Here is a 23515-nt window from a genome sequence, read left to right as displayed (position 1 = left end):
ATGGAATCACAACGCAATCTACTCCTGATCGGTTTGCTGTTCGTGAGCTTTTTGCTCTGGCAACAGTGGGAGTCCGACAAGGCTCCCAAGCCGGCCCCGACTACCGTGGCCCAAACCGAACATTTCGTACCTGAAGCCGGTCAATCCGGTGATATTCCTCAGGTTTCCGAGCAAGCCAATGCGACTGCCGCACGCAAGCTGATCACCGTCTCCTCCGACGTGCTCAAGCTGACTCTGGATACCCAGGGTGGCGACATCGTCTCTGCTGAACTGCTGGCCCACAAGCTGGAAGAAGGCAAGGATCAACCGTTCGTACTGCTGACCAGCCAACCTGAGCATCTTTATGTTGCCCAGAGCGGTCTGGTTGGTCGCGATGGTCCTGACAGCCAGGCCCAGGGTCGTCCCACCTATGAAGCCGCCCAGACCAGCTACCAGCTGGCCGATGGTCAGGATCAAGTCGTCGTACCGATGACCTGGACCGACAGCAAGGGCGTTGTCTTCACCAAGGAATTCATCCTCAAGCGTGGTGACTATGCCGTTGGCGTCGACTACAAGATCGACAACAAATCCGCCGAGCCGGTACAGGTGCAGTTCTACGGTCAGCTGAAGCAGACCGTGGCGACTCCGAAAGACCAGCAAAGCCATGCCATGGTAGCCAGTGCTTACCGCGGCGGTGCCTTCTCCACTGAAGATACCCGCTACAAGAAGTACACCTTCGACGAGATGAAGGATGCCGACCTGAGCAAGACCACCAAGGGTGGTTGGGTCGCCATGCTGCAACACTACTTCGTCTCTGCTTGGGCTCCGAACGCAAACGATACCAACAGCTTCTACAGCCGTGTGATCCCGGGCAAAGGCCAGGCCATCATCGGTTACAAGGCGCCGATGGTTGACGTGGCCGCCGGTCAACAGGCCGAAGTGACCAGCAAACTGTGGGTTGGTCCCAAGCTGCAAGACCAGATGGCCAAGGTGGCAAACCACCTCGACCTGACCGTCGATTACGGCTGGCTGTGGTTCATCGCCCAACCGCTGCACTGGTTGCTGACCGTGTTCCACGGTTTCGTCCAGAACTGGGGGGTCGCCATCATCATGCTGACCCTGCTGGTGCGCGGCATCATGTTCCCGCTGACCAAGGCCCAGTACACCTCCATGGCCAAGATGCGCATGCTGCAACCCAAGATTGCGGCCCTGCGCGAGCGCTTCGGCGACGATCGCCAGAAGATGTCTCAAGGCATGATGGAGCTGTACAAGAAGGAGAAGGTCAACCCGCTGGGTGGCTGTCTGCCGATCCTGGTTCAGATGCCCATCTTCATTGCCCTCTACTGGGCACTGATGGAGTCTGTTGAGCTGCGCCACGCGCCGTTCGCCCTGTGGATCACCGACCTGTCAGTGAAGGACCCCTTCTTCGTGCTGCCAATCCTCATGGGTGCCTCCATGTGGTATCTGCAGAAGATGAGCCCGACCACCGTGACCGACCCGATGCAGCAGAAAGTGATGCAGTTCATGCCGATCATCTTCACTTTCATGTTCCTCTGGTTCCCGGCTGGCCTGACTCTGTACTGGCTGGTGAGCAACGTTATCTCCATCACCCAGCAGACCATCATCTATCGTCAGCTGGAGAAGAAAGGCCTGCACACTCGTAACTGATGCGCAGCTAATCTTCCCGTGATGACAAAAGAGGCGGCCTTCGGGCCGCCTTTTTTATTACAATGTCACCCACTACGTTTTCCTATCAGCGAACAAACGAGCCAAGCAAGATGACTACAGATACGATCGTGGCCCAGGCCACCGCCCCCGGCCGTGGTGGCGTCGGCATAGTCCGGGTATCCGGCCCCGCCGCCGAACAGGTCGCCGGGATAGTGCTCGGCAAGTGCCCGCGGGTACGCTACGCCGAATATCTGCCGTTCAGGGATGAGCAAGGCGAAGTACTGGATCAGGGCATAGCCCTGCTGTTCAAGGCCCCCAACAGCTTTACCGGCGAAGATGTGCTGGAGCTGCAGGGCCACGGCGGCCCCGTCATCATGGACATGCTGATCCGCCGCATTCTGCAAATTGAAGGGATCCGCCCTGCCCGCCCCGGCGAGTTCAGCGAGCGCGCCTTCATCAACGACAAGCTGGATCTGGCCCAGGCCGAGGCTATTGCCGACCTTATTGAGGCCTCCAGCGAACAGGCTGCCCGCAGCGCCATGCACTCCTTGCAGGGGCAGTTCTCCAGCAAGATCCAGCAGCTGGTGGAAAACCTGACCCGGCTGCGCATCTATGTGGAAGCGGCGATCGACTTCCCGGACGAGGAGATAGACTTCCTCTCCGATGGCAAGGTGGCGGGCGACCTCTACGCCATCATGTCCGAGCTGGACGACGTGCGTGGTGAAGCCAAGCAGGGCGCCCTGCTGCGGGAAGGGATGAAGGTGGTGATCGCCGGTCGTCCCAACGCCGGCAAATCGAGCCTGCTCAACGCTCTGGCTGGGCGCGAGTCGGCCATCGTCACCGAGATCGCCGGTACCACCCGCGACGTGCTGCGCGAACACATCCACCTCGATGGTATGCCGCTGCACATCATCGACACCGCCGGTCTGCGCGACACTCAGGACAAGGTGGAGCAGATCGGTATCGAGCGTGCCTGGGCAGAGATCGAGCAGGCCGATCGGGTGCTGTTTATGGTGGATGGCACCACCACAGACGCGGTCGACCCGCGCGAAATCTGGCCGGAATTTGTTGATCGGTTGCCAAAAAACATCGGCCTCACCGTCATTCGCAACAAGGCCGATCTGACTGGTGAAGATCTGGCGCCGAGCCAGGAGCAGGGCCACGCCGTCTATCGCATCTCCGCCAAGACCGAGCTGGGGCTGCCTGCCCTGCGAGAACACCTGAAAGCCTGCATGGGCTTCCAGGGCAACACCGAAGGGGGCTTTATGGCCCGCCGCCGCCATCTGGATGCTCTGGAGCGCGCCGCCGAGCGGCTGCTGGTGGCCAAGGAGCAGCTGGAAGTGTTCGTGGCTGGCGAGCTGGTGGCCGAAGAGCTGCGCCTCGCGCAAGAGTCCCTCTCCGAGATCACCGGCGAATTCAGCTCAGACGATCTGCTGGGCCGCATCTTCTCCAGCTTCTGCATCGGCAAATAAGCCGGTTTGGCAGACAATAAAAAGCCCGGGTTCGCCCCGGGCTTTTTGTGCATTTTTCGACCACAAACCTAGAGGCGGCGCAAACACCACATGAAGTAAGCGCCCCCTAACAGGGTGGAGACCAACCCGACCGGCACCTCCTGCGGGAAAAGGATCTGCTGGCCGACCCAGTCCGCCGATACCATCAACAAGGCGCCGGAAGCGGCGGCCCCAAGCAGGAGCCAGCGAGCCCGCACCAACCCAATCAGCTTGGCCATATGTGGCGCCAACAGACCGACGAACGAGAGCGGCCCCACCACCAAGGTGGCACTGGCGGTTAGTACGGCCACCAGCAGCAGAATGGCGAGCTGGGCACGGTTGAGGCGAATGCCGAGTGCGGTCGCTACAGCACTACCCATCGGCATCAGATCGAGCCAGCGGCTCACCAACAGGCAGGCGGCCAGCATCAACAGCGCCAGCCCCACCAACCCATAGGCCACCGGCAGGGTGACGTAATAGGTAGAACCGGACATCCAGGAGAGCAGTTGCTGCACCCGCAGGTCGCCGTTGGCCAGCGCGATAGCCTGCAGCGGCTCAAACAGTGCCGTGATGGCGATCCCTGAGAGCAGGATCCGCTCTGGCTGGAAGCCATGTTTGCGATTGACCACCACCAGCAGCAACAGGCAGCCGAAGGCACCTAGCAGGCCACCGGCCAGCATCAGCGGCAAGGGCAATGCAGGCAGCAACAGCGCCGTGGCTATCACCCCCATAAAGGTGCCGCCGCTCACCCCCAGCAACTCCGGGCTCGCCATCGGGTTGTTGCTGACCCGCTGCAACAGAGTGCCCGCCAGCGCCAGCAGTACGCCAGCCGCCCCCGCAGCCAGAGTGCGCGGCAGTCGCCACTCCAGCTGGGCCTGCCAGCGGAGCCAACTTGGCCAACTCCAGCCCGTCATTCCCTGCCCAGCCAGCAGGGAGGCGACCACGGCCAGCAACAGCCCGACCAGCAACAGGCCGATAAGGCGAGCCGGTGCCGAATGGCGAGCCACCAGCAGGCCGGTGTTTGCCTTCGGCGCACCCGACTTGATGCCAAGGCGCGGGATCAGCCAGAGCAGCAGCGGCGCCCCCAGCAGAGCGGTCATAGTGCCGGTGGGGATCAAGACTGGCCAGAAGCGACTCAGACTCTGCAGCAGCAGATCGGTCGCCGCCAGCAGCAGGGCGCCGAGGATCGGAGCCCACAGCAGCCGCTGGCCGAGCTGGCGGACCCCGAGCAGCCGCACCATGGCGGGCGCGGCCAACCCGATGAAGCCGATCAGCCCAACCACGCTCACCACGCAGGCGGTGACGAACACCGCCAGCCCCAGCCCGGCGAAACGCAGGTGTTGAAGGGAGACCCCCAGGCTGCGGGCGCTGGCATCATCCAGCTCCAGCACCGCCAGCGGGCGCACCAGCACCGCGGCCAGCACGCCAGCCAGCAGCAGACGGGGCAACAGGTAACTCACCCCGCTCCAGCTGTTCTGCACTAGCGAGCCACTGCCCCACACCAGCAAGCCTTTCAGCTCCTCCTGAAAGAACAGCAAGAGTCCCATGCTGATGGCCGCCAGATAGAGGTTGATCACCAGTCCGGCAAAGACGATGACCACCGGATTGAGCTGGCGACGCCAGGCAAGGGCAAACACCAGTGCCATCGCAAGGCTGCCACCGGCCATGGCGATCCACTCCCGCCCCAGCAACAGCCAGGAGGGGGCAAACAGGGTCACCATCATCAACGCCAGTTGGGCGCCGGAGGCTACCCCCAAGGTGGTCGGTGACGCGAGCGGGTTGCGCAGCACCTGCTGCATCAGGGTACCCGCCAGCCCGAGCGCCGCCCCGGCCAGCAGGGTGACAACCAAGCGGGGCAGCCAGCTGAAATGCACCACTGCTTGGCTGACGTCATCCAGATTGGGGGCGAACAGGCTCTGCCACCAGAGCGCACCGGGCAGCTGGCGAGCCAGCTCCCAATACGCGAGCAAGAGGGTCAATCCCAGCAGGATCGAGACCGGCCGCAGCAGCGGCGATGTGGGCAGTCGCTTCATCGGCTCGCCTCCATACGCTCGGCATCTTGCAACAATGCATCGCTGAGCAGACCGGCGAAACGGCGGGCGGCCAATACACCACCAAAACTCCAGACCGCAGGCAGATGCAGCACGGGGGCTTGGCGTACCAGCGGCAGATGCTTCCACAGCCCAGGCTCCTGCAGCCGTTCGCTCACCCCTACCGGGATGGGATCGACCACCACCAGCCGTGCGGTTGGCAAGGTCATAAACTGCTCGATGCTGACCACCGAGAAACCCCAGTGATTGGTCTGCTCCTGCCAGCCATTACGCAGCCCAAGCCGCGTCATCACCGCATCGAACAGGCTGTGGCGACCAAACACCCGCACATGGCGCTCATCGATAAACTGCACCACCAGCAGGGGCGGCAGATCCGCAGGCAATCCGGCCTGCATACTGGCGAGATCCCGATCCAGCTCGGCCAGCAACCGTTCGCCCTCGGCGGTTTTGCCCACTATACGGGCGAGGGTCAGGGTCACCTCGTGCAGTCTCTGCCACAGATCGGTTTGCCCATCATAGAGGGCGATGGTGCTCACCGGAGCGATGCGGGAAAGAGTTGGCTCCAGCGGGGCCGCCAGCGGCGAGATGAGGATGCGATCGGGTTTGAGCTCCGCCAGCAGCTCACGGTTGGGCTGGGTTCGCAGGCCGATATCCACCACCCCGGCGGGTAGCCGTGGCTCGCCGACCCATGCCTGATAGGGGCCTGCATCCCCAACAGCCAGCGGCGTCACCCCGAGTGCCAGCAGGGTCTCGGCAATGGTCCAGTCGACGGTGGCGATACGGGGTAGCGGCGCAGAGGCGCTCGGAGATGTTTCGGCCTGCGCCGCAAGTGGCAGCAGCAGGCTGATAAGGCAGGGTGCCATCTTCTTCAATAAACGGTTCAAGGATGCCCCCGGTCAGACGATGGCGATGGGATGAGCATGAGCCGGATGGCGAATGACTTCCATCGGAATGCCATAGATGGCGTGCAGGGTCTCGCTGGTCATGATCCCCTCAGGTTCGCCGTGGGTAAGCAGGCGGCCGGAGTGAAGCGCCACCAGCCGATCACAGAAGCGGGAGGCCATATTGATGTCGTGAATGACGATGATGACCCCGAGCTTGAGCTGACGGCTCAACTGCTTGACTAGCGTCAGCACCTCCACCTGATGGGCCACATCCAGCGCGGCCAGCGGCTCGTCCAGCAAGATGAAGCGGCTCTCCTGCGCCAGCAGCATGGCCAGCCAGACCCGCCCCCGCTCGCCGCCGGAGAGGGTATCCACCAGCCGATCGGCAAAGCGTTCGGTATGGGTAAGGGCGATGGCCCGCTCGACCTGACGGTGATCCTCCGCCCCCATCCGGCCCAGCAGGCCACGCCAGGGGTAGCGGCCCATCTCCACCAGCTCCCGCCCGAGCAGATTCTCGGCGCTCGGCAGATGCTGGGGCAGATAGGCCACCTGACGGGCAAACTCCCGGTTGCCCCAGTCGGGCAGCGGCTTGCCATCGAACAGGATCTCGCCGTCGCTGAGGGGTTGCTGGCGTGCCAGCAGCTTGAGCAGGGTCGATTTACCCGAACCATTGTGGCCGATGAGGCCATAGACCTGTCCCTGCTCGAAACGCAGGTCGGTGGGGTGCAGCAGCGTGCGGTCATTGACCGTGAAGCTGGCTGATTTCATCTCGAACATAAGCAATTCCTGTGCTGGCTTGCCGCCAGTCTCATCGGTGCCGGTATCAAGCCGGCACCTCGCAATCCAGATGGGCGATCGCATCGCGGCTCACTTCGGCACGGCGCGCGCCGGTCAGTTCGGTGAGTTTTCCCTGCCGCATCTCCAGCAGGCGATCGGCCAGCGGGAAGTAGTGATCGTCGTGGCTGATGGCGATCACTGTCTTTCCCATCTCCTTAAGGCGCGGCAACAGCACCTGATAGAAGATGCGGCGGAACTGGGGATCCTGATCCGCAGCCCACTCATCAAACAGCATCACCTCGCGCTGCTCGGCCAGCGCCAGCAGCAGGGCGACCCGCTTGCGCTGCCCTTGGGAGAGATCGATATCGGCGATAAAGCCATCCTCGATGGTGAGCTTGCTGCCCATCTGCAACCGCCCCAGCCACTCGGCCACCAGCTCATCTTTGGGTTCCGGTCCCAGCAGGTGCTGGAACAGGTGATAGTCGGTGAAGATGGCAGAGAAGAGCGCCAGATAGCCGTTGCGATCGGTGATCGGCTCACCATCCAGCAGGATCCGGCCCGATACAGGCTGGTAGAGGCCGGTCAACAGCATGGCCAGGGTCGACTTGCCGGATCCATTGCCACCGATGATGAAGATCTGCTCCCCCTTTTCGATGACCAGATCGATGGGGCCAACGGCAAAGCCGCCCTTCCCCTGATAGTGAAAGCTCACCTGCTCCAGCTCGATACGCTGCCAGGGGCGGATGGCGGGCGGCAACGGGAAGTCCACATCCGGCTCGGCCAGATTGAGCGCGGCGATCTTGTCGAACGCCACCTGAGCGGCAAGCAGGGTCGGCAGGGCGCCAATCCCCTGCAACAGAGGGGTGCGCAGGAACAGCAGGGTCAGGGCGAAGGTGGCGGCCACATTGGTGTTGGCCCAGCCAAGGCCGTTGGCCAGAAAGAAGACCAGACCGATCGCCCCCAGCATCATGATATTCGACCAGTTCACCGCGCTCAGGTGATAGGTGTCGGCGCGAATGATCTGCTGGCGATAGTCACGGGCATTTTGCTCATAGAGCTGGTGATAGACGAAGTGAGCCCGCTCGCGGTTGAGCGCCAGCTCCTTGCTGCCGGCGATGATGGCCTGATAGTTCTGATAGAGCCGATCTTCGGCCTGACGCATGTGGGAGAGATGGCGATAAACACGGTTCACCAGCAACCAGCCCACCACCATGGTGACGGTGACCCAGAGCGCGGTCACCCCGAGCAGGGCCGGAGAGAGCCAGCCAAGATAGAGGGCTGAACCCAGCGTGAGCACCAGCCCCTGCACCAACTCTGGCAGGCGTACGAAGGCAATGGTGATCTGGCCGATATCGCTGGAGAGGGAGGCCAGCAGCGGCCCCTGACCAATCTGGCGGATGCGGGCGACATCGCTATCCAGCAGTTGCTTGAGCAGACGGCCTCGCAACCGGTAGACAAAATGGTGACCGAGAGTGGTCAGGGCCAGCTGAGATCCGAGCGTGATCACCAGCAGCAACACAATCAGGCCGACCAGCTGACCGAGGATCGGCAGCGGATCACCTATAGATTCGATAAGAGACTGATTGATAAAAGCAATGACGCCAATCCCGCTGACGGCACTGAGCAGACTGAGCAGGGTAATGGCGATAAAAGGCCAACGATATTGGCGATAAACCAGAGACAAGAGTTCCATAACGGACCGGTATTCCAGAGAGATCAGAACAACTGCGGGTGAAAAGAAGGGCGGGAATCCGGTTCCCGCCCGACTTCCATTACCAGCGGTAGTTGATGCTGCCCACTACGCTGCGCGGCTCGCCGTAGTAGCAGTAGTAGTCACAACTGGCCACGTAGGTTTCACCCAGCAGGTTGTTGACGTTGAGCTGGGCACGCCAGTTCTTGGCAAAGTCATACCCGATCATCGCATCCAACACGGTATGGGCCGGCACCTCGGCAGAGCCGTAGATGGGGGTGTAGTCCGCATTCACGGCGCCAATACCCACGCTGGAACCGATATAACGCACACCGGTACCCAGCTCCAGACCCGAAGCCACCCCTTGCTGCACCTTGTAGTTGCCCCAGAAGGAGGCCAGGTGGCGCGGGATCAGGCTGGCACGGCGATCGCCACTGCCGGTGTCGTTGGTTTTGGCATCTGTGTAGGTATAAGCAGCGGTCAGACGCAGCGCATCTGTCACCTGCACGCTCCCTTCCAGCTCAACCCCCTGAGAGGTCACTTCACCCGCCTGGGTCTGCTGGCCGGAACCGGTAGAGACCAGCGAGTTGGTCTGGGCCAGATCGAACAGCGCCAGATTGATGTAACCGTCGAGGAAGGCAGGCGCATACTTCACGCCGGTCTCGTAGAGCTTGCCCTTGAGCGGCTTGTAGGAGTTTCGGGTGTTAGGATCGATCCCCGGCAGCACCTCGAACGACTCGGCATAGGCAAAGTAGGGAGAGAGGCCGTTGTCAGCCAGATACATCAGGCTGCCCGAGAGGGAGAGCTCGTGATCGTACTGGCGCTCGTCCTTGCTGGTATTGATGTTGTGGGTCTCCACATAGTCGAAACGACCACCGCCAGTCAGCAACCAGCGATCATCCCAGCGGATCTGGTGCTGGGCATAGAGGCCGCTCTGGCCCTTGCTGCTCTTCTGATGAGTGGCGGTCGACTCATCAAAACCGGGGAAGCCGCTGTAATCCGGGTTCATGGTATTGATTGAGCCCATACCGTAGTTGTCGGCCTCGACCCCTTCATTGACGTGACGCTGCAGATCTACCCCCAGCAGCAAGGTCTGCTCGGTGCTGTCGGTGTTCCAGTAGCCCACCATCTGGTTATCCATGGTGGCACTCTTGGTATTGCCATCACGGTAAACCAGGCCACGACTGGCAGTTGTGCCTTCATAGGTCGGGAAGATATAGGTCTGGCGCAGCAGCAGATCGTTGTAGTTGAAGCGGACGTTCTGCTTGAACTCCCAGGTCTGGTTGAGCTGGTGGGCCAGCTCATAACCGGTGGAGATCTGGGTATTGCGGTTGCGATCGTAATCCGGTTGGCTCAGGTTGGTGGATGGATCAATCTGGCCACCTGACGTATTCAGGGTGCCATAGACCGGGAAGAAGCCGTTGGTCGGGACCCCTTCGTCGTGCAGGAAGCTGGCCAGCAGGGTCAGGCTGGTACGATCCGAAAGATCGAAGGTGACGCTCGGTGCCAGATAAACCCGATCGTTGTAGGTGCCGGTGAGCACACCATCACGCTCTTTATAAAGAGCAACCATGCGGTAACGGCTGTTGTCGGAGAGCGCGTCAGAGACGTCCACCCCGACTTGACGATGATCCCGGCTGCCAAGCTGCAGATCCACCTGCCCTTGCGGCGTGGCGGTCGGCCGCTTGCTGATGGCATTGATCACCCCGCCCGGAGGCGCCTCACCGTAAAGGATCGAGGCTGGCCCCTTCAGCACTTCCACACTCTCCAGACCAAACGGTTCCGGCGTCCAGACGTAATAGCCGGTGCCAAACAAGCGGTTGCCATCCAGATAAGAGGCGGCATCGAAGCCACGCACCTTGAACCAGTCAGTGTTGTTGTCTGAGCCATAGAGACCGGTCAATACGCCGGAACGGTAGCGAATCGCTTCATCCAGCTGCAACACGGCGTGCTGATCCAGCTCCTCGCGATTAACCACGGAGACGGCGCGAGGTGTCTCGGCCATCGGCACTTCCACCTTCATAGCCGTACCTGTCACCACCATGGTTTCGCTGGCTTTGGGCAGCTCAGCGGTGGTTTGTTCTGCCATCAGCGGCAGGGAGACGAGCAAACCGGAGAGCGAAAGCACGCCGAAGGCGCCCTTCTTGCCGGGTCCTGTAGTGTATTTTTGCGCAATCATATTAAAGTCTCGTTTATCAATGAGTTATGTTGTTTTAATTGTTGTTTGTGGTCGTTTGTCACGACATCACCCTGTTCCATGGGCGAATAAAGCAGCGCAATCCTACTACAGGAGCTGTGATCGAATCGATTCAATAATTGCTAATCATTTGCATCTGCATTTTTATCTAGCTGCCTCGTTGGCAAAATTTCGCGGGGAGTGGGAGTCATCAGGAGAGCCATGAGCGGAGAAGAAAATGAAGAGGAATATAAAGAAGCTGAAAAATGATCGGCGGGATGGATCCGGCGGCATTATCTGACTGGATCCATTATCCCCAAGCTTTATCCATATTTATCCACATCCTTTGGAGTTAGAATCCGGCTTCGCCTCTTTTCTCTGAATCAGGATCCATTCCATGGCAAAACTCAATATCGTCGTCGGTTCCATGCTGGGGGCCGCCGAATATGTCGCCGATCATGTGGCCAATCTGCTGGAACAGGCGGGTCACCAGACCCGGATCCACAACCCAGCGTCGCTGACCGAGGTACTGGATGAGCCCGGATCCATCCTGCTGGTGGTCACTTCCACCCATGGTGCCGGGGATGTGCCCGACAACCTGCAGCCCTTCGCCAAGGATCTTGCCGAGCAGCATCCGGATCTTAACTCACTGAAATATGGAGTGATCGCCCTTGGTGACAGCAGTTATGACACCTTCTGTCAGGGCGGCAAGACCGTGGATCGGCTGCTGGCCGAGTGTGGTGCCAGCCGGATCGGCCAACGGCTCGACATCGATGTAACCCGTTACGAGATACCGGAAGATGCCGCAGAAGCCTGGATCCATAACTGGATGACCATGATCGCCTGATCACTCACGGGAGATCCGCAATAAAAGTGCGATCTCCCGACTTATCCCCAGATCGGCTATCCACCAGGTTATTAACAGCTGGATCTTGCCAAGTTGTTCTACACGGTTACCCACAGCAATCCATATAAATGTGCATAACTACAGGTTTAACCTCTGTAAAACCTATAGTTATCCTATGAATGAGATCTTGTTCAGGTTTGCACTGTGCATAAAAGTCAGGGTTGTCCCACGGTTCAAGGAGCCAGGATCCAAGCTTTTCCACAAGCTGGGATCGCCTTTAACTGAATGATCTTTATGATCAAAAAGTGCTTATCAACAGATCTGGCTGATCCTAATAAAAGATCCAGTAAAAGATCGATCTAAAGATCCTTAAGATCTATTTAGTGGATCCTCTCTTCATACTGAACGTTAAGTAGACGTTCCCCTTAGGGCGTGAAACAGATAGAATGTTCCGCCTTTTAGCCCAGGCAAATACAGATCTTCAGGCGTGCAGATCAAGGTGATCCCAATGCAATACCATGAACAATTTGATGTGATCGTCGTCGGTGGCGGTCATGCCGGAACCGAAGCAGCAACAGCGGCAGCTCGTATGGGCATGAATACCCTGTTGCTGACCCACAATATCGATACGCTGGGGCATATGTCCTGCAACCCGGCGATCGGCGGGATCGGCAAGGGACACCTGGTCAAGGAAGTTGACGCTCTCGGCGGGATCATGGCGCGTGCCATCGATCTTGGCGGGATCCAGTTCCGCACTCTCAACTCATCCAAAGGGCCGGCAGTACGCGCTACCCGCGCTCAGGCGGATCGCCTGCTTTACAAGGCTGTCGTGCGTCAGATGCTGGAGAACTACCCCAACCTGAAGATCTTCCAGCAGGCCTGTGACGATCTCATCATGGACGGGGATCGTGTTGCCGGTGTGGTGACTCAGAGCGGGATCCGCATTAGCGGCAAGACTGTGGTGTTGACCGTAGGCACCTTCCTGAATGGTTTGATCCATATCGGGATGGAGAACTACAAGGGCGGCCGTGCCGGGGATCCTCCCTCGATCGCCCTCGCTCAGCGCCTGCGCGAACTGCCGCTGCGCATCGATCGCCTCAAGACCGGCACACCGCCCCGCATCGATGCCCGCAGCGTCGATTTCTCCGTAATGCAGGAGCAGCACGGTGACGATCCGCGTCCGGTATTCTCTTTCATCGGTGATGCCAGCCAGCATCCCCGTCAGGTGCCTTGCTACGTAACTCATACCAACGAGCGCACCCACGATGTGATCCGCAATAACCTGGATCGCAGCCCCATGTACGCCGGGGTGATCGAAGGGATCGGCCCGCGCTACTGCCCGTCGATCGAGGACAAGATCACCCGCTTTGCCGACAAGACTGCGCACCAGATCTTCGTCGAGCCGGAAGGCCTGACCACCCACGAACTCTACCCGAACGGGATCTCCACCAGCTTGCCGTTTGATGTGCAGGTGCAGATCGTTCGCTCCGTGCGTGGCTTCGAGAATGCCCACATCACCCGCCCGGGTTATGCCATCGAGTACGATTTCTTCGATCCGCGGGATCTCAAGGCCAACATGGAGAGCAAGTGCATTCCAAACCTGTTCTTCGCTGGCCAGATCAACGGGACGACCGGTTACGAAGAGGCGGCGGCACAAGGCCTGATGGCTGGTCTGAACGCGGCCCTGCGTGCGCAGGACAAGGATCCCTGGAATCCGCGTCGGGATCAGGCCTACATGGGCGTGATGATGGACGATCTCTCCACTCTGGGAACCCGCGAGCCCTATCGCATGTTCACCAGTCGTGCCGAATATCGCCTGCTGCTGCGTGAAGACAACGCCGATATCCGCCTGACCACCATTGGTCGCGAGCTGGGTCTGGTGGATGACGAGCGCTGGAGCAAGTTCAACGCCAAGATGGAACAGGTTGAGCTGGAGCGTCAGCGCATGCGCTCGACCTGGATCCACCCGCAGCATCCGTCACTGGAGGCGGTCAACGCCCTGGTCAACACCCCGCTGACCCGCGAACAGAGCCTGGAAGAGCTGCTGCGCCGTCCGGAAGTGACCTACGATGCACTGATGACCATCGACGGGATCGGCCCTGCTGTGGCGGATCCTGCCGCTGCCGAGCAGGTGGAAATCCAGATCAAGTACGCCGGTTACATCGATCGTCAGCAGGACGAAGTGGAGAAGCAGCTGCGCAACGAGAACACCCTGTTGCCGCTGGATCTCGACTATCGCGATGTGAATGGCCTCTCCAACGAGGTGAAAGCCAAGCTCAACGATGCCAAGCCGCAGACCATCGGTCAGGCTTCCCGCATCTCCGGCATCACCCCGGCGGCCATCTCCATTCTGCTGGTGCACCTGAAAAAACACGGCCTGCTGCGTAAAACCGCCTGAGGATTCTTACCGTTGGAAAATATGCTGGAAAGATTGAACGGCCTGCTCATGCAGGCCGGAATTGTTATCACTGATACCCAAAAGAGCCAACTGGTGCAGCTGGTCGAGTTGCTGCACAAGTGGAACAAGGCTTACAATCTCACCTCGGTTCGTGATCCGGACGCCATGCTGGTCAAGCATATCCTCGACAGTCTGGTGGTAAGCCCCCACTTGCACGGGGAGCGCTTCATCGATGTGGGGACCGGTCCCGGCTTGCCTGGACTGCCGCTGGCCATCATCAACCCGGACAAGCAGTTCGTTCTGCTGGACAGTCTGGGCAAACGGATCAACTTCATCCGCCAGGTCATTCTGGAGCTGGGGTTGACCAATGTGACGCCGATCAAATCCCGGGTGGAAGAGTATCAACCCGAAGTCGGGTTTGATGGTGTACTCAGCAGAGCGTTCGCTTCGCTGGAGGACATGCTGAGCTGGTGTCACCACCTGCCGTCAGAACAGGGCAGCTTCCTCGCGCTCAAGGGACAATACCCCGCAGAGGAGCTGGCCCAGTTGCCTGCCAATATCCGTCTGGTAGCCTGTCATGAGTTGCGGGTGCCGGAGCTGGAAGGCGAACGTCATCTGCTGGAATTCAAACATATCCAGCCCGAATAGGGTCGCAGTTTCATTTAGGGGATAGTGTGGGAAAAGTCATTGCCATAGCCAACCAGAAGGGTGGAGTGGGTAAAACCACCACCTGTGTGAACCTGGCCGCCTCCATGGCCGCCACCCGGCGCAAGGTGCTGGTGATCGATCTGGATCCGCAGGGCAATGCCACCATGGGCAGCGGCGTCGACAAGTACGAAGTCGAGCGCACCGCCTATGAGCTGCTGATCGAAGATGCCCCCATCAGCGAGGTGATCATCCCCGAAACTTCCGGTGGTTATCACCTGATCGCCGCCAACGCCGACGTGACCGCGGCCGAAATCCGCCTGATGGAGTTTTTTGCCCGCGAGATCCGCCTGCGCAATGCGCTGGCCTCGGTGCGGGACAAGTACGACTACGTCTTCATCGACTGTCCCCCTTCCCTCAACATGCTGACCGTGAATGCCATGGCCGCCGCCGACTCCGTGTTGGTGCCCATGCAGTGCGAATACTATGCGCTGGAAGGGCTCACCGCCCTGGTCGACACCATCAGCAAGCTGGCCGCCGTGGTCAATCCCGATCTCAAGATCGAAGGGGTGCTGCGTACCATGTACGATCACCGCAACCGGCTGGCCAATGATGTGTCCGATCAGCTAAAACAGCACTTCGGCGACAAGGTCTACCGCACCATCATTCCCCGCAACGTCAGACTGGCGGAGGCGCCGAGCTTCGGTGCGCCGGCCATGCACTATGACAAATCATCGGTGGGCGCCAAGGCCTACCTGGCTCTGGCTGGCGAGATCCTGCGCCGCCAGGAGCAGGAACGTCAGGCGACCATCGCAGACCGAGAGAGCGTATGACTCCGAAAAAACGTGGACTGGGCAAGGGGCTGGATGCTCTGCTCAGTACCAGCACGGCTGCCCGCCAGAAACAGGTGATGAGCGATCAACGAACCGAGCAGGCCATGGCTCCCACCAACCAGGGTGAGCTGCGCAAGCTGCCGGTTGAGTGGCTGCACTCGGGCAAGTACCAGCCGCGCAAGGACATGTCGCAGGATGCGCTGGAAGAGCTGGCCAACTCCATCCGCGCCCAGGGGGTGATCCAGCCCATCGTGGTGCGTCCGGTCGCCGAACACTCTTTTGAAATCATCGCTGGCGAACGGCGCTGGCGTGCGTCCCAGCTGGCCCGGCTTGAAGTGGTACCCTGCATCGTCAAGGATGTACCTGACGAAGCTGCGGTGGCCATCGCGCTGATTGAGAACATCCAGCGTGAAGATCTCAACGCAATCGAAGAGGCTGTCGCCCTGCAGCGACTGCTGACCGAATTTGAACTCACCCACCAGCAGGTGGCCGAGGCGGTGGGCAAGTCCCGCACCACGGTGACCAACCTGTTGCGTCTCAACCAGCTCAACGATGACGTGAAGCGTTTCGTCGAGCATGGCGATCTCGACATGGGCCATGCCCGTGCCCTGCTGGCTCTGAGTGGCCAGGCCCAGTCCGAACTGGCCAAGCTGGTTGCCCAGAAAGGGCTGACTGTGCGTGATACCGAAAAGCTGGTGCAAAAGGCGCTGGAGCCGGCAAAAGCCAAAGTCGAACCGGTCCGCGATCCCCAGTTCGGTTACCTGGAGCGCCAGCTGGCTGAAAAAATTGGCAATCAGGTACAGCTTCAGCCTGGCAAGCGGGATAGCGGAAAGTTAGTAATTAGTTACGAGAACTTGTCCGATTTGGACCGCATATTGGGCTATTTTGGCGTGTCGGAATCGTGATTTTTACGCTTTTTGTAGTAATAAAACATCCATTCCTTTTGATATGGGCATAACCCTGATTTTGCGCTGAAAGCCGCAAAAATTAAGGATTTTTGTCATATTGCAATAGTGGCCCTCAAGGGTATAATTTGACCGGCTTTTAGAGCTGTTAACATGGGGTCTTCGGATCCCGATTTTTTACAGTTCTGTAATGTTCAGGGGTAGGTTGGTGAAGCAGAAAATAGCCTTGGAAGGTTTGACACTGGCCTTGGTTATGCTCGTTTGTCAGCTGGTCCTGATCCTGGCGATGAGTGCCGTCTGGTATTACCTGACTGGTGCCAGCGCCGGTTATTCCGCCCTTTACGGAGGGGGGATGTACTGGGTTCCTCAGGCCTTGTTCACTCTCTGGGTACTGCGCCGCAAGGTAACGGCCGAGAGTGTGGGTCTGGTTCTGCGGGACTTTTATGGTGGGGCAGGGATTAAGCTCATTACTACAACAGGTCTATTCGCCCTGATGTTTGGTGCGGGAGTCGAGGTCGTTACCGTCTCGTTTTTCGCCACTTATATCCTCGCCCTCGTTGTACAGTGGATAGTCTCATTCACGCTTAACAACCACTATTAGGAAAACTCATGTCTGCAACCGGAGAAGTCCTGACTCCTCAGGGATATATCTCCCACCACCTGACCCACCTGCAAGTCGGGTCCGGGTTCTGGACGGTCAATATCGACTCAATGGTATTTTCCGTCGTGCTAGGCGCCCTGTTTATCCTGTTGTTCCGCAAAGTAGCCGTCAACGCTACCAGCGGGGTGCCGGGTAAGCTGCAGTGCTTTGTGGAGATGCTGGTCGAGTTTGTGAATGGTAACGTCAAAGACATCTTTCACGGTCGCAACAAGGTCATCGCACCTTTGGGGCTGACGGTGTTTGTCTGGATCTTCCTGATGAACCTGATGGATCTGATCCCTGTTGACTTTATCCCTCACGCTGCACAATTGATGGGTATTCCCTATCTGCGTGTGGTTCCCTCCGCTGACGTTAACATCACCATGTCCATGGCTTTGGGCGTGTTCTTCTTGATCCTGTACTACAGCATCAAGGTCAAGGGTATCGGCGGGTTTGTGAAGGAGCTGACTCTTCAGCCTTTCAATCACCCGGCTGCTATCCCGGTTAACCTCATCCTGGAAACTGTTACGCTGGTATCCAAACCGGTCTCTCTGGGTCTTCGACTGTTCGGCAACATGTATGCTGGCGAACTGATCTTTATCCTGATTGCGGGTTTGCTACCCTGGTGGTCACAGTGGATTCTGTCCGTGCCTTGGGCAATTTTCCACATCCTGATCATCACTTTGCAGGCATTCATCTTCATGGTTCTGACCATCGTCTATCTGTCGATGGCGCAGGAAGACCATTGATGATGCGACTCAAATAATCCTTTTTATACAATCAATTACATCTAAATAAATGGAGATCCTCATGGAAAACTTGAACATGGACCTGCTGTACATCGCTGCTGCAATGATGATGGGTCTGGCTGCTATCGGCGCTTCCATCGGTATCGGTATTCTGGGTGGTAAATTCCTGGAAGGTGCTGCTCGTCAACCTGACCTGATCCCTGTTCTGCGTACCCAGTTCTTCATCGTAATGGGTCTGGTCGATGCGATCCCGATGATCGCCGTTGGTCTGGGTCTGTACGTGATGTTTGCGGTTGCTGGCTAAGTCGTTACGACATCTCCAGGCATAACCCATTAACTAACTAAAGAGGACATCGGCTGTGAATATCAACGCCACCCTCCTCGGCCAAGCAATTGCTTTTTTCTTCTTCGTAGTGTTTTGCATGAAGTACGTATGGCCGCCGTTGATTGCTGCCATCGAAGCCCGTCAGAAAGCTATTGCTGATGGTCTCTCTTCTGCTGAGCGTGCCAAGAAAGATCTGGATTTGGCCAAGGCCAACGCCGTCGATCAGCTGAAAGAAGCCAAGCTCCAGGCTGCTGAAATCATTGAACAGGCCAACAAACGCAAGGCCCAGATCATTGATGAGGCAACTGTCGGAGCCCAGTCTGAGCGGGAAAAAATCCTGGCTCAAGGCCGTGCCGAGATTGAAGCTGAACGTCATCGTGCCAAAGAAGAACTGCGCAAGCAGGTTGCTGCTCTTGCCATTGCTGGTGCAGAGAAGATCCTGGCGCGCCAAATCGACCAGGCTGCCAACAGCGACATCGTCGACAAACTGGTAGCAGAACTGTAACGGGAACGGGGCTATGTCTGAACTGACTACAATCGCTCGCCCCTACGCCAAGGCTGCTTTCGAGTTTGCCGTTGAGCACAAGGCGGTTGATCAGTGGCTGGGGATGCTCAGCTTCGCTGCGGAAGTAGCGAAGAACGAGACCATCCACTCCCTGGTAAACGGCTCTGTGGCTGCCGAAGAGCTGGCAAAACTGTTTGTCAGCATCTGCGGTGAGCAACTCGACGAGCATGGCCAGAACCTGATCCGGGTAATGGCTGAGAATGGTCGCTTGGGTGTGCTGCCGGCGGTCGTTGCCGAATTTGTGGTGTTCAAGGCTGAACTGGATAAAGAAGTTCAGGCTGACGTGACATCGGCGATTGCACTGACCGACCAGCAGAAAGCCAATATTCAGGCTTCTCTGGAACAACGTCTCGCGCGCAAAGTGAAGCTGAATTGCAGCATCGATGCGTCCTTGATGGCCGGGGTGCTCATCAAGGCCGGTGATCTGGTTATCGACGGAACTGTCCGCGGTAAGCTGGATCGCATGGCTGACGCGCTGCAATCTTGATTGGGGTATTAGAGCATGCAACTGAATTCCACTGAAATCGCCGAGCTGATCAAGCAGCGCATTGCGCAGTTTGATGTAAAGAGCGAAGCGCGTAACGAAGGTACCATCGTCTCTGTAAGCGACGGTATCATTCGTGTCCACGGCCTGGCCGATGCCATGCAGGGTGAGATGATCGAGCTGCCGGGCAACCGCTACGCTCTGGCATTGAACCTGGAGCGTGACTCCGTTGGTGCCGTAGTAATGGGTCCCTATGCCGATCTGGCCGAAGGGATGAAAGTAAAAGGTACTGGCCGCATTCTGGAAGTGCCAGTTGGTCGTGGTCTGTTGGGCCGGGTGGTCAACACCCTGGGTCAGCCTATCGACGGTAAAGGTCCGGTCGAGCACGATGGCTTCTCTCCGGTAGAAGTGATTGCCCCGGGCGTTATCGAGCGTAAGTCTGTTGACCAGCCTGTCCAGACCGGTCTGAAAGCCATCGACGCCATGATCCCTATCGGTCGTGGCCAGCGTGAGCTGATCATCGGTGACCGCCAGGTAGGTAAAACTGCCATCGCGATCGACACCATCATCAACCAGAAAGACTCCGGCATTAAGTGTGTCTACGTTGCGATTGGCCAGAAGGCTTCCACCATCGCCAACGTGGTGCGCAAGCTGGAAGAGCACGGTGCTCTGGCCAACACCATCGTGGTGGTTGCCTCTGCTTCCGAAGCTGCTGCCCTGCAGTATCTGGCTCCGTACTCCGGTTGCTCCATGGGTGAGTACTTCCGTGACCGCGGTGAAGATGCCCTGATCATTTATGATGACCTGTCCAAGCAGGCCGTTGCATATCGTCAGATCTCCCTGCTGCTGCGCCGTCCGCCAGGACGTGAAGCATTCCCGGGCGACGTATTCTATCTGCACTCCCGTCTGCTGGAGCGTGCTGCTCGCGTCAACGACGAGTACGTAGAGAAGTTCACCAAGGGTGAAGTGAAGGGCAAAACCGGTTCTTTGACCGCGCTGCCGATCATCGAAACCCAGGCTGGTGACGTATCCGCGTTCGTTCCGACCAACGTAATCTCCATCACCGATGGTCAGATCTTCCTGACTTCCCAGTCTTTCAACGCCGGTATTCGTCCTGCGGTTGATCCGGGTATCTCCGTATCCCGTGTGGGTGGTGCCGCCCAGACCAAGATCGTCAAGAAGCTGTCCGGTGGTATCCGTACCGCGCTGGCTCAGTACCGCGAACTTGCTGCGTTTGCCCAGTTCTCTTCCGACCTGGACGATGCGACTCGCAAGCAGCTGGACCACGGTCAGAAAGTGACCGAGCTGATGAAGCAGAAGCAGTACTCTCCGATGAGCGTTGCTCACCAGTCTCTGGTGCTGTTCGCCGCGGAAAAAGGCTATCTCTCCGATGTCGAGCTGAACAAGATCCTCGATTTCGAAGCCGCTCTGCTCTCTTTCGCCGATACCCAGCATGCCGAGCTGATGGCTGAAATCAATGCCAAGGCTGACTACAACGACGCGATCGTTGGCAAGCTGACTGCGTTGCTGGACAACTTCAAGGCAACCCAGACCTGGTAAGCGTGTGTGGCAGCGCAAGCTGCCACCTGATGGAGAGAAGAGATGGCCGGCGCAAAAGAGATACGTAACAAGATCGGGAGTGTGAAAAACACTCAGAAGATCACCAGCGCTATGGAAATGGTGGCAGCAAGCAAGATGCGCCGTGCGCAGGATCGCATGTCTGCCAGCCGTCCGTACGCTGAAACCATGCGCAAGGTGATCGGCCATATCGCTCAGGGGAACCTGGAATACAAGCACCCCTACCTCATCGAACGTGAGGTCAAGCGAGTGGGTTACATCGTCGTCTCCACCGACCGTGGCCTGTGTGGTGGTCTGAACATCAACCTGTTCAAGGCTGCCCTCAATGATATGAAGCAATGGAGCGCGAAAGGTGCCAAGGTTGACCTGGCTCTGATCGGCAACAAAGCCTCCAACTTCTTTGAACGGCACGGCGCCAAGGTGAAAGCTCACGTCGCAGGACTGGGCGATAACCCGAGCGTCAATGACCTGATTGGTTCAGTCAAGGTCATGCTGAAGGCTTACGACAACGGTGAGATTGACAAGCTGTATCTGGTGTACAACAAGTTCGTCAACACCATGGTGCAGCAACCACGGGTCGATCAACTGCTGCCTTTGCCCGTAACTGAAGACAGCAAGCTCGCCAAGAAACACCACTGGGATTACCTCTATGAGCCGGATCCCAAGAAGCTGCTGGATACCCTGCTGGTTCGCTATGTCGAATCTCAGGTTTACCAGGGTGTAGTGGAAAACTTGGCCAGTGAACAGGCAGCCCGAATGGTTGCCATGCAAGCCGCGACTGACAACGCCGGTAACCTGATTAACGATCTGCAACTGGTATACAACAAGGCCCGTCAGGCCAGTATTACCCAGGAGCTGACAGAGATCGTATCCGGTGCTGCTGCGGTGTAAGGCAAGGGTTATCAAAGGTTTAGAGGATTTGACATGAGTAACGGTTTCATCGTCCAAATCATCGGCGCTGTAGTGGACATCGAGTTCCCGCAGAATGCCGTGCCCCAGGTGTACGATGCACTGAAGGTCGTTAGCGAAGGTCAAGGCCAGGGTCTGGTGCTGGAAGTTCAGCAACAGATCGGTGGCGGCGTCGTTCGTTGCATCACCATGGGTTCCTCCGACGGTCTGCGTCGTGGGTTGGAAGTAATGAATAGCGGTAAATCCATCCAGGTTCCGGTCGGTACTGCGACTCTGGGTCGGATCATGAACGTACTGGGCGAGCCAATCGACGAGAAAGGCCCGATCGGTGAAGAAGAGAGCTGGTCAATCCACCGTGAAGCCCCCAGCTACGAAGATCAGTCCAACAGCACCGAGCTGCTGGAGACCGGCATCAAGGTTATCGACCTGGTATGTCCGTTCGCCAAGGGTGGTAAAGTGGGTCTGTTCGGTGGTGCCGGTGTAGGCAAAACCGTAAACATGATGGAGCTGATCCGTAACATCGCGATCGAGCACAGCGGTTACTCTGTGTTCGCCGGTGTAGGTGAGCGTACCCGTGAGGGTAACGACTTCTACCACGAGATGATGGAGTCCAACGTACTGGACAAAGTATCTCTGGTTTACGGTCAGATGAACGAGCCGCCCGGAAACCGTCTGCGCGTAGCGCTGACCGGCCTGACCATGGCCGAGAAGTTCCGTGACGAAGGTCGTGATGTGCTGTTCTTCGTGGACAACATCTACCGTTACACCCTGGCCGGTACTGAAGTATCCGCACTGCTGGGCCGTATGCCTTCCGCAGTAGGTTACCAGCCGACTCTGGCCGAGGAGATGGGTGTTCTGCAAGAACGTATCACCTCCACCAAGACCGGTTCTATCACCTCCGTACAGGCCGTTTACGTTCCTGCGGATGACTTGACTGACCCGTCTCCGGCGACCACCTTCGCCCACCTGGATGCGACCGTCGTACTGTCCCGTCAGATCGCGGCTCTGGGTATCTACCCGGCCGTTGACCCGCTGGACTCTACCTCTCGTCAGCTGGATCCGCTGGTAGTTGGCAAAGAGCACTACGAGACCGCTCGTGGCGTTCAGACCGTACTGCAGCGCTACAAAGAGCTGAAGGACATCATCGCCATCCTGGGTATGGATGAACTGTCAGAAGAAGACAAACTGACCGTAGCCCGTGCCCGTAAGATCGAGCGTTTCCTGTCCCAGCCGTTCTTCGTAGCAGAAGTGTTTACCGGTTCTCCGGGTAAATACGTGCCGCTGAAAGAGACCATCCGTGGTTTCCAGGGCATCCTGAAAGGCGAGTATGACGATCTGCCCGAGCAGGCGTTCTACATGGTTGGCGGTATCGACGAAGTCGTCGAGAAATCCAAGAAACTGTAAGCCTCTACTGGAGGGCCCATGGCTGAGATGATCTCCTTTCACCTGGACGTGGTGAGCGCCGAAGGAAAACTGTTTTCCGGTCGCGTGCAATCCGCTCAGGTATCAGGCTCCGAAGGTGAGTTGGGTCTCCGCCACGGTCATGCTCCGTTGCTGACTGCCATCAAGCCGGGCCTGGTCCGCTTGGTGAAGCAGAATGGAACTGAAGAGGTGCTGTACATCTCCGGCGGTATGCTGGAAGTACAACCCGAAGCCGTGACCGTGCTGGCGGACACCGCGATTCGTGCCGACGACTTGGATGAGGCGAAAGCCCAGGAAGCCAAGCGCGCAGCCGAAGAGCGGATCCACAGCTCCCATGGCGATATGGACTACGCCCAGGCCGCTACCGAGCTGGCCAAGGCGATGGCTCAACTGCGAGTCATCGATATCGTCAAAAAGAATTACCGCTAATAACGGTGATGTAAAAAGCGACCTTCGGGTCGCTTTTTTTTTGCCCGTTGGATAGACTCCGCCGAGTATTT

At 58.3% G+C, this 23515-nt stretch carries 21 protein-coding genes; 16 read left to right on the top strand and 5 right to left on the bottom strand.

Annotated features, from left to right (window positions below):
• Both yidC and mnmE read left to right on the top strand, forming a co-directional pair.
• The gene (gene yidC / locus AACR93_RS19190) at positions 1-1647 is read left to right on the top strand and encodes a membrane protein insertase YidC (protein WP_043851675.1); all 1647 of its coding nucleotides are present in this window, start codon (positions 1-3) and stop codon (positions 1645-1647) included.
• A 110-nt stretch (positions 1648-1757) separates the two neighbouring features.
• A complete protein-coding gene (gene mnmE / locus AACR93_RS19185; protein WP_043851674.1) occupies positions 1758-3119 on the top strand; it encodes a tRNA uridine-5-carboxymethylaminomethyl(34) synthesis GTPase MnmE in 1362 nt (453 codons plus the stop codon).
• Between the two features lie 68 nt (positions 3120-3187).
• Here mnmE and fhuB read toward each other — a convergent pair whose 3' ends face one another.
• The 5 genes from fhuB to AACR93_RS19160 form a co-directional block, all read right to left on the bottom strand.
• Positions 3188-5170: a Fe(3+)-hydroxamate ABC transporter permease FhuB gene (gene fhuB / locus AACR93_RS19180; protein WP_043851673.1), complete on the bottom strand. Its 1983-nt coding sequence runs from the start codon at positions 5168-5170 to the stop codon at positions 3188-3190.
• Positions 5167-6051 carry an ABC transporter substrate-binding protein gene (locus AACR93_RS19175; RefSeq protein WP_043851672.1) on the bottom strand — a complete coding sequence of 295 codons (885 nt, stop codon included), beginning with the start codon at positions 6049-6051 and terminating at the stop codon, positions 5167-5169. The genes fhuB and AACR93_RS19175 overlap by 4 nt, the downstream gene beginning before the upstream one ends.
• 33 nt (positions 6052-6084) lie before the next feature.
• Positions 6085-6849 carry an ATP-binding cassette domain-containing protein gene (locus AACR93_RS19170; RefSeq protein WP_043851671.1) on the bottom strand — a complete coding sequence of 255 codons (765 nt, stop codon included), beginning with the start codon at positions 6847-6849 and terminating at the stop codon, positions 6085-6087.
• A 46-nt stretch (positions 6850-6895) separates the two neighbouring features.
• Positions 6896-8542 carry a multidrug ABC transporter permease/ATP-binding protein gene (locus AACR93_RS19165; RefSeq protein WP_043851670.1) on the bottom strand — a complete coding sequence of 549 codons (1647 nt, stop codon included), beginning with the start codon at positions 8540-8542 and terminating at the stop codon, positions 6896-6898.
• Between the two features lie 79 nt (positions 8543-8621).
• Positions 8622-10718 carry a TonB-dependent siderophore receptor gene (locus AACR93_RS19160; protein ID WP_043851669.1) on the bottom strand — a complete coding sequence of 699 codons (2097 nt, stop codon included), beginning with the start codon at positions 10716-10718 and terminating at the stop codon, positions 8622-8624.
• 394 nt (positions 10719-11112) lie between these two features.
• On the opposite strand from AACR93_RS19160, the gene mioC reads away from it, so the two are divergent.
• The 14 genes from mioC to AACR93_RS19090 all read left to right on the top strand — a co-directional run bounded on the left by mioC (position 11113) and on the right by AACR93_RS19090 (position 23444).
• Positions 11113-11562, top strand: a complete 450-nt coding sequence (gene mioC / locus AACR93_RS19155; RefSeq protein ID WP_043851668.1) for an FMN-binding protein MioC — start codon at positions 11113-11115, stop codon at positions 11560-11562.
• 508 nt (positions 11563-12070) lie between these two features.
• Complete coding sequence (gene mnmG / locus AACR93_RS19150; RefSeq protein WP_033115247.1) at positions 12071-13960, top strand: tRNA uridine-5-carboxymethylaminomethyl(34) synthesis enzyme MnmG; 1890 nt, start codon at positions 12071-12073, stop codon at positions 13958-13960.
• Positions 13961-13981: 21 nt separating this feature from the next.
• On the top strand, positions 13982-14608 hold the full coding sequence (rsmG, locus tag AACR93_RS19145) for a 16S rRNA (guanine(527)-N(7))-methyltransferase RsmG (protein ID WP_033115246.1): 627 nt from the start codon (positions 13982-13984) through the stop codon (positions 14606-14608).
• A gap of 26 nt (positions 14609-14634) precedes the next feature.
• Positions 14635-15438 carry a ParA family protein gene (locus AACR93_RS19140; protein ID WP_033115245.1) on the top strand — a complete coding sequence of 268 codons (804 nt, stop codon included), beginning with the start codon at positions 14635-14637 and terminating at the stop codon, positions 15436-15438.
• Positions 15435-16343 carry a ParB/RepB/Spo0J family partition protein gene (locus tag AACR93_RS19135; RefSeq protein ID WP_043851667.1) on the top strand — a complete coding sequence of 303 codons (909 nt, stop codon included), beginning with the start codon at positions 15435-15437 and terminating at the stop codon, positions 16341-16343. The genes AACR93_RS19140 and AACR93_RS19135 overlap by 4 nt, the downstream gene beginning before the upstream one ends.
• Before the next feature lie 190 nt (positions 16344-16533).
• Positions 16534-16944 carry an ATP synthase subunit I gene (locus AACR93_RS19130; RefSeq protein WP_033115243.1) on the top strand — a complete coding sequence of 137 codons (411 nt, stop codon included), beginning with the start codon at positions 16534-16536 and terminating at the stop codon, positions 16942-16944.
• A gap of 8 nt (positions 16945-16952) precedes the next feature.
• A complete protein-coding gene (gene atpB, locus AACR93_RS19125; RefSeq protein ID WP_033115242.1) occupies positions 16953-17732 on the top strand; it encodes a F0F1 ATP synthase subunit A in 780 nt (259 codons plus the stop codon).
• Between the two features lie 61 nt (positions 17733-17793).
• Entirely contained in the window at positions 17794-18036 is a 243-nt protein-coding gene (gene atpE, locus AACR93_RS19120; protein ID WP_005307205.1) for a F0F1 ATP synthase subunit C, read from the top strand.
• A 55-nt stretch (positions 18037-18091) separates the two neighbouring features.
• The gene (atpF, locus tag AACR93_RS19115) at positions 18092-18562 is read left to right on the top strand and encodes a F0F1 ATP synthase subunit B (protein WP_005342350.1); all 471 of its coding nucleotides are present in this window, start codon (positions 18092-18094) and stop codon (positions 18560-18562) included.
• Between the two features lie 13 nt (positions 18563-18575).
• Positions 18576-19109, top strand: a complete 534-nt coding sequence (atpH, locus tag AACR93_RS19110) for a F0F1 ATP synthase subunit delta (protein ID WP_033115241.1) — start codon at positions 18576-18578, stop codon at positions 19107-19109.
• Positions 19110-19124: 15 nt separating this feature from the next.
• Positions 19125-20666: a F0F1 ATP synthase subunit alpha gene (gene atpA, locus AACR93_RS19105; protein ID WP_042031086.1), complete on the top strand. Its 1542-nt coding sequence runs from the start codon at positions 19125-19127 to the stop codon at positions 20664-20666.
• 42 nt (positions 20667-20708) lie between these two features.
• Complete coding sequence (gene atpG, locus AACR93_RS19100) at positions 20709-21575, top strand: F0F1 ATP synthase subunit gamma (RefSeq protein ID WP_041210471.1); 867 nt, start codon at positions 20709-20711, stop codon at positions 21573-21575.
• 33 nt (positions 21576-21608) lie between these two features.
• Positions 21609-22997, top strand: a complete 1389-nt coding sequence (atpD, locus tag AACR93_RS19095) for a F0F1 ATP synthase subunit beta (protein ID WP_026455856.1) — start codon at positions 21609-21611, stop codon at positions 22995-22997.
• An 18-nt stretch (positions 22998-23015) separates the two neighbouring features.
• On the top strand, positions 23016-23444 hold the full coding sequence (locus AACR93_RS19090; protein ID WP_033115239.1) for a F0F1 ATP synthase subunit epsilon: 429 nt from the start codon (positions 23016-23018) through the stop codon (positions 23442-23444).
• Positions 23445-23515 lie beyond the last annotated feature (71 nt).

It is taken from the genome of Aeromonas sp. L_1B5_3, from assembly GCF_963866575.1.
Classification (GTDB): Bacteria; Pseudomonadota; Gammaproteobacteria; order Enterobacterales; family Aeromonadaceae; genus Aeromonas; species Aeromonas jandaei.
This window is presented reverse-complemented; position numbering and strand designations above follow the sequence as displayed.

Excerpts from the sequence above, each read along its gene's own strand:
- yidC (WP_043851675.1), top strand. The coding sequence starts at position 1 with ATGGAATCACAACGCAATCTACTCCTGATCGGTTTGCTGTTCGTGAGC.
- mnmE (WP_043851674.1), top strand. The coding sequence starts at position 1,758 with ATGACTACAGATACGATCGTGGCCCAGGCCACCGCCCCCGGCCGTGGT.
- fhuB (WP_043851673.1), bottom strand. The coding sequence starts at position 5,170 with ATGAAGCGACTGCCCACATCGCCGCTGCTGCGGCCGGTCTCGATCCTG.
- AACR93_RS19175 (WP_043851672.1), bottom strand. The coding sequence starts at position 6,051 with ATGGCACCCTGCCTTATCAGCCTGCTGCTGCCACTTGCGGCGCAGGCC.
- AACR93_RS19170 (WP_043851671.1), bottom strand. The coding sequence starts at position 6,849 with ATGTTCGAGATGAAATCAGCCAGCTTCACGGTCAATGACCGCACGCTG.
- AACR93_RS19165 (WP_043851670.1), bottom strand. The coding sequence starts at position 8,542 with ATGGAACTCTTGTCTCTGGTTTATCGCCAATATCGTTGGCCTTTTATC.
- AACR93_RS19160 (WP_043851669.1), bottom strand. The coding sequence starts at position 10,718 with ATGATTGCGCAAAAATACACTACAGGACCCGGCAAGAAGGGCGCCTTC.
- mioC (WP_043851668.1), top strand. The coding sequence starts at position 11,113 with ATGGCAAAACTCAATATCGTCGTCGGTTCCATGCTGGGGGCCGCCGAA.
- mnmG (WP_033115247.1), top strand. The coding sequence starts at position 12,071 with ATGCAATACCATGAACAATTTGATGTGATCGTCGTCGGTGGCGGTCAT.
- rsmG (WP_033115246.1), top strand. The coding sequence starts at position 13,982 with ATGCTGGAAAGATTGAACGGCCTGCTCATGCAGGCCGGAATTGTTATC.
- AACR93_RS19135 (WP_043851667.1), top strand. The coding sequence starts at position 15,435 with ATGACTCCGAAAAAACGTGGACTGGGCAAGGGGCTGGATGCTCTGCTC.
- AACR93_RS19130 (WP_033115243.1), top strand. The coding sequence starts at position 16,534 with ATGTTCAGGGGTAGGTTGGTGAAGCAGAAAATAGCCTTGGAAGGTTTG.
- atpB (WP_033115242.1), top strand. The coding sequence starts at position 16,953 with ATGTCTGCAACCGGAGAAGTCCTGACTCCTCAGGGATATATCTCCCAC.
- atpE (WP_005307205.1), top strand. The coding sequence starts at position 17,794 with ATGGAAAACTTGAACATGGACCTGCTGTACATCGCTGCTGCAATGATG.
- atpH (WP_033115241.1), top strand. The coding sequence starts at position 18,576 with ATGTCTGAACTGACTACAATCGCTCGCCCCTACGCCAAGGCTGCTTTC.
- atpA (WP_042031086.1), top strand. The coding sequence starts at position 19,125 with ATGCAACTGAATTCCACTGAAATCGCCGAGCTGATCAAGCAGCGCATT.
- atpG (WP_041210471.1), top strand. The coding sequence starts at position 20,709 with ATGGCCGGCGCAAAAGAGATACGTAACAAGATCGGGAGTGTGAAAAAC.
- atpD (WP_026455856.1), top strand. The coding sequence starts at position 21,609 with ATGAGTAACGGTTTCATCGTCCAAATCATCGGCGCTGTAGTGGACATC.
- AACR93_RS19090 (WP_033115239.1), top strand. The coding sequence starts at position 23,016 with ATGGCTGAGATGATCTCCTTTCACCTGGACGTGGTGAGCGCCGAAGGA.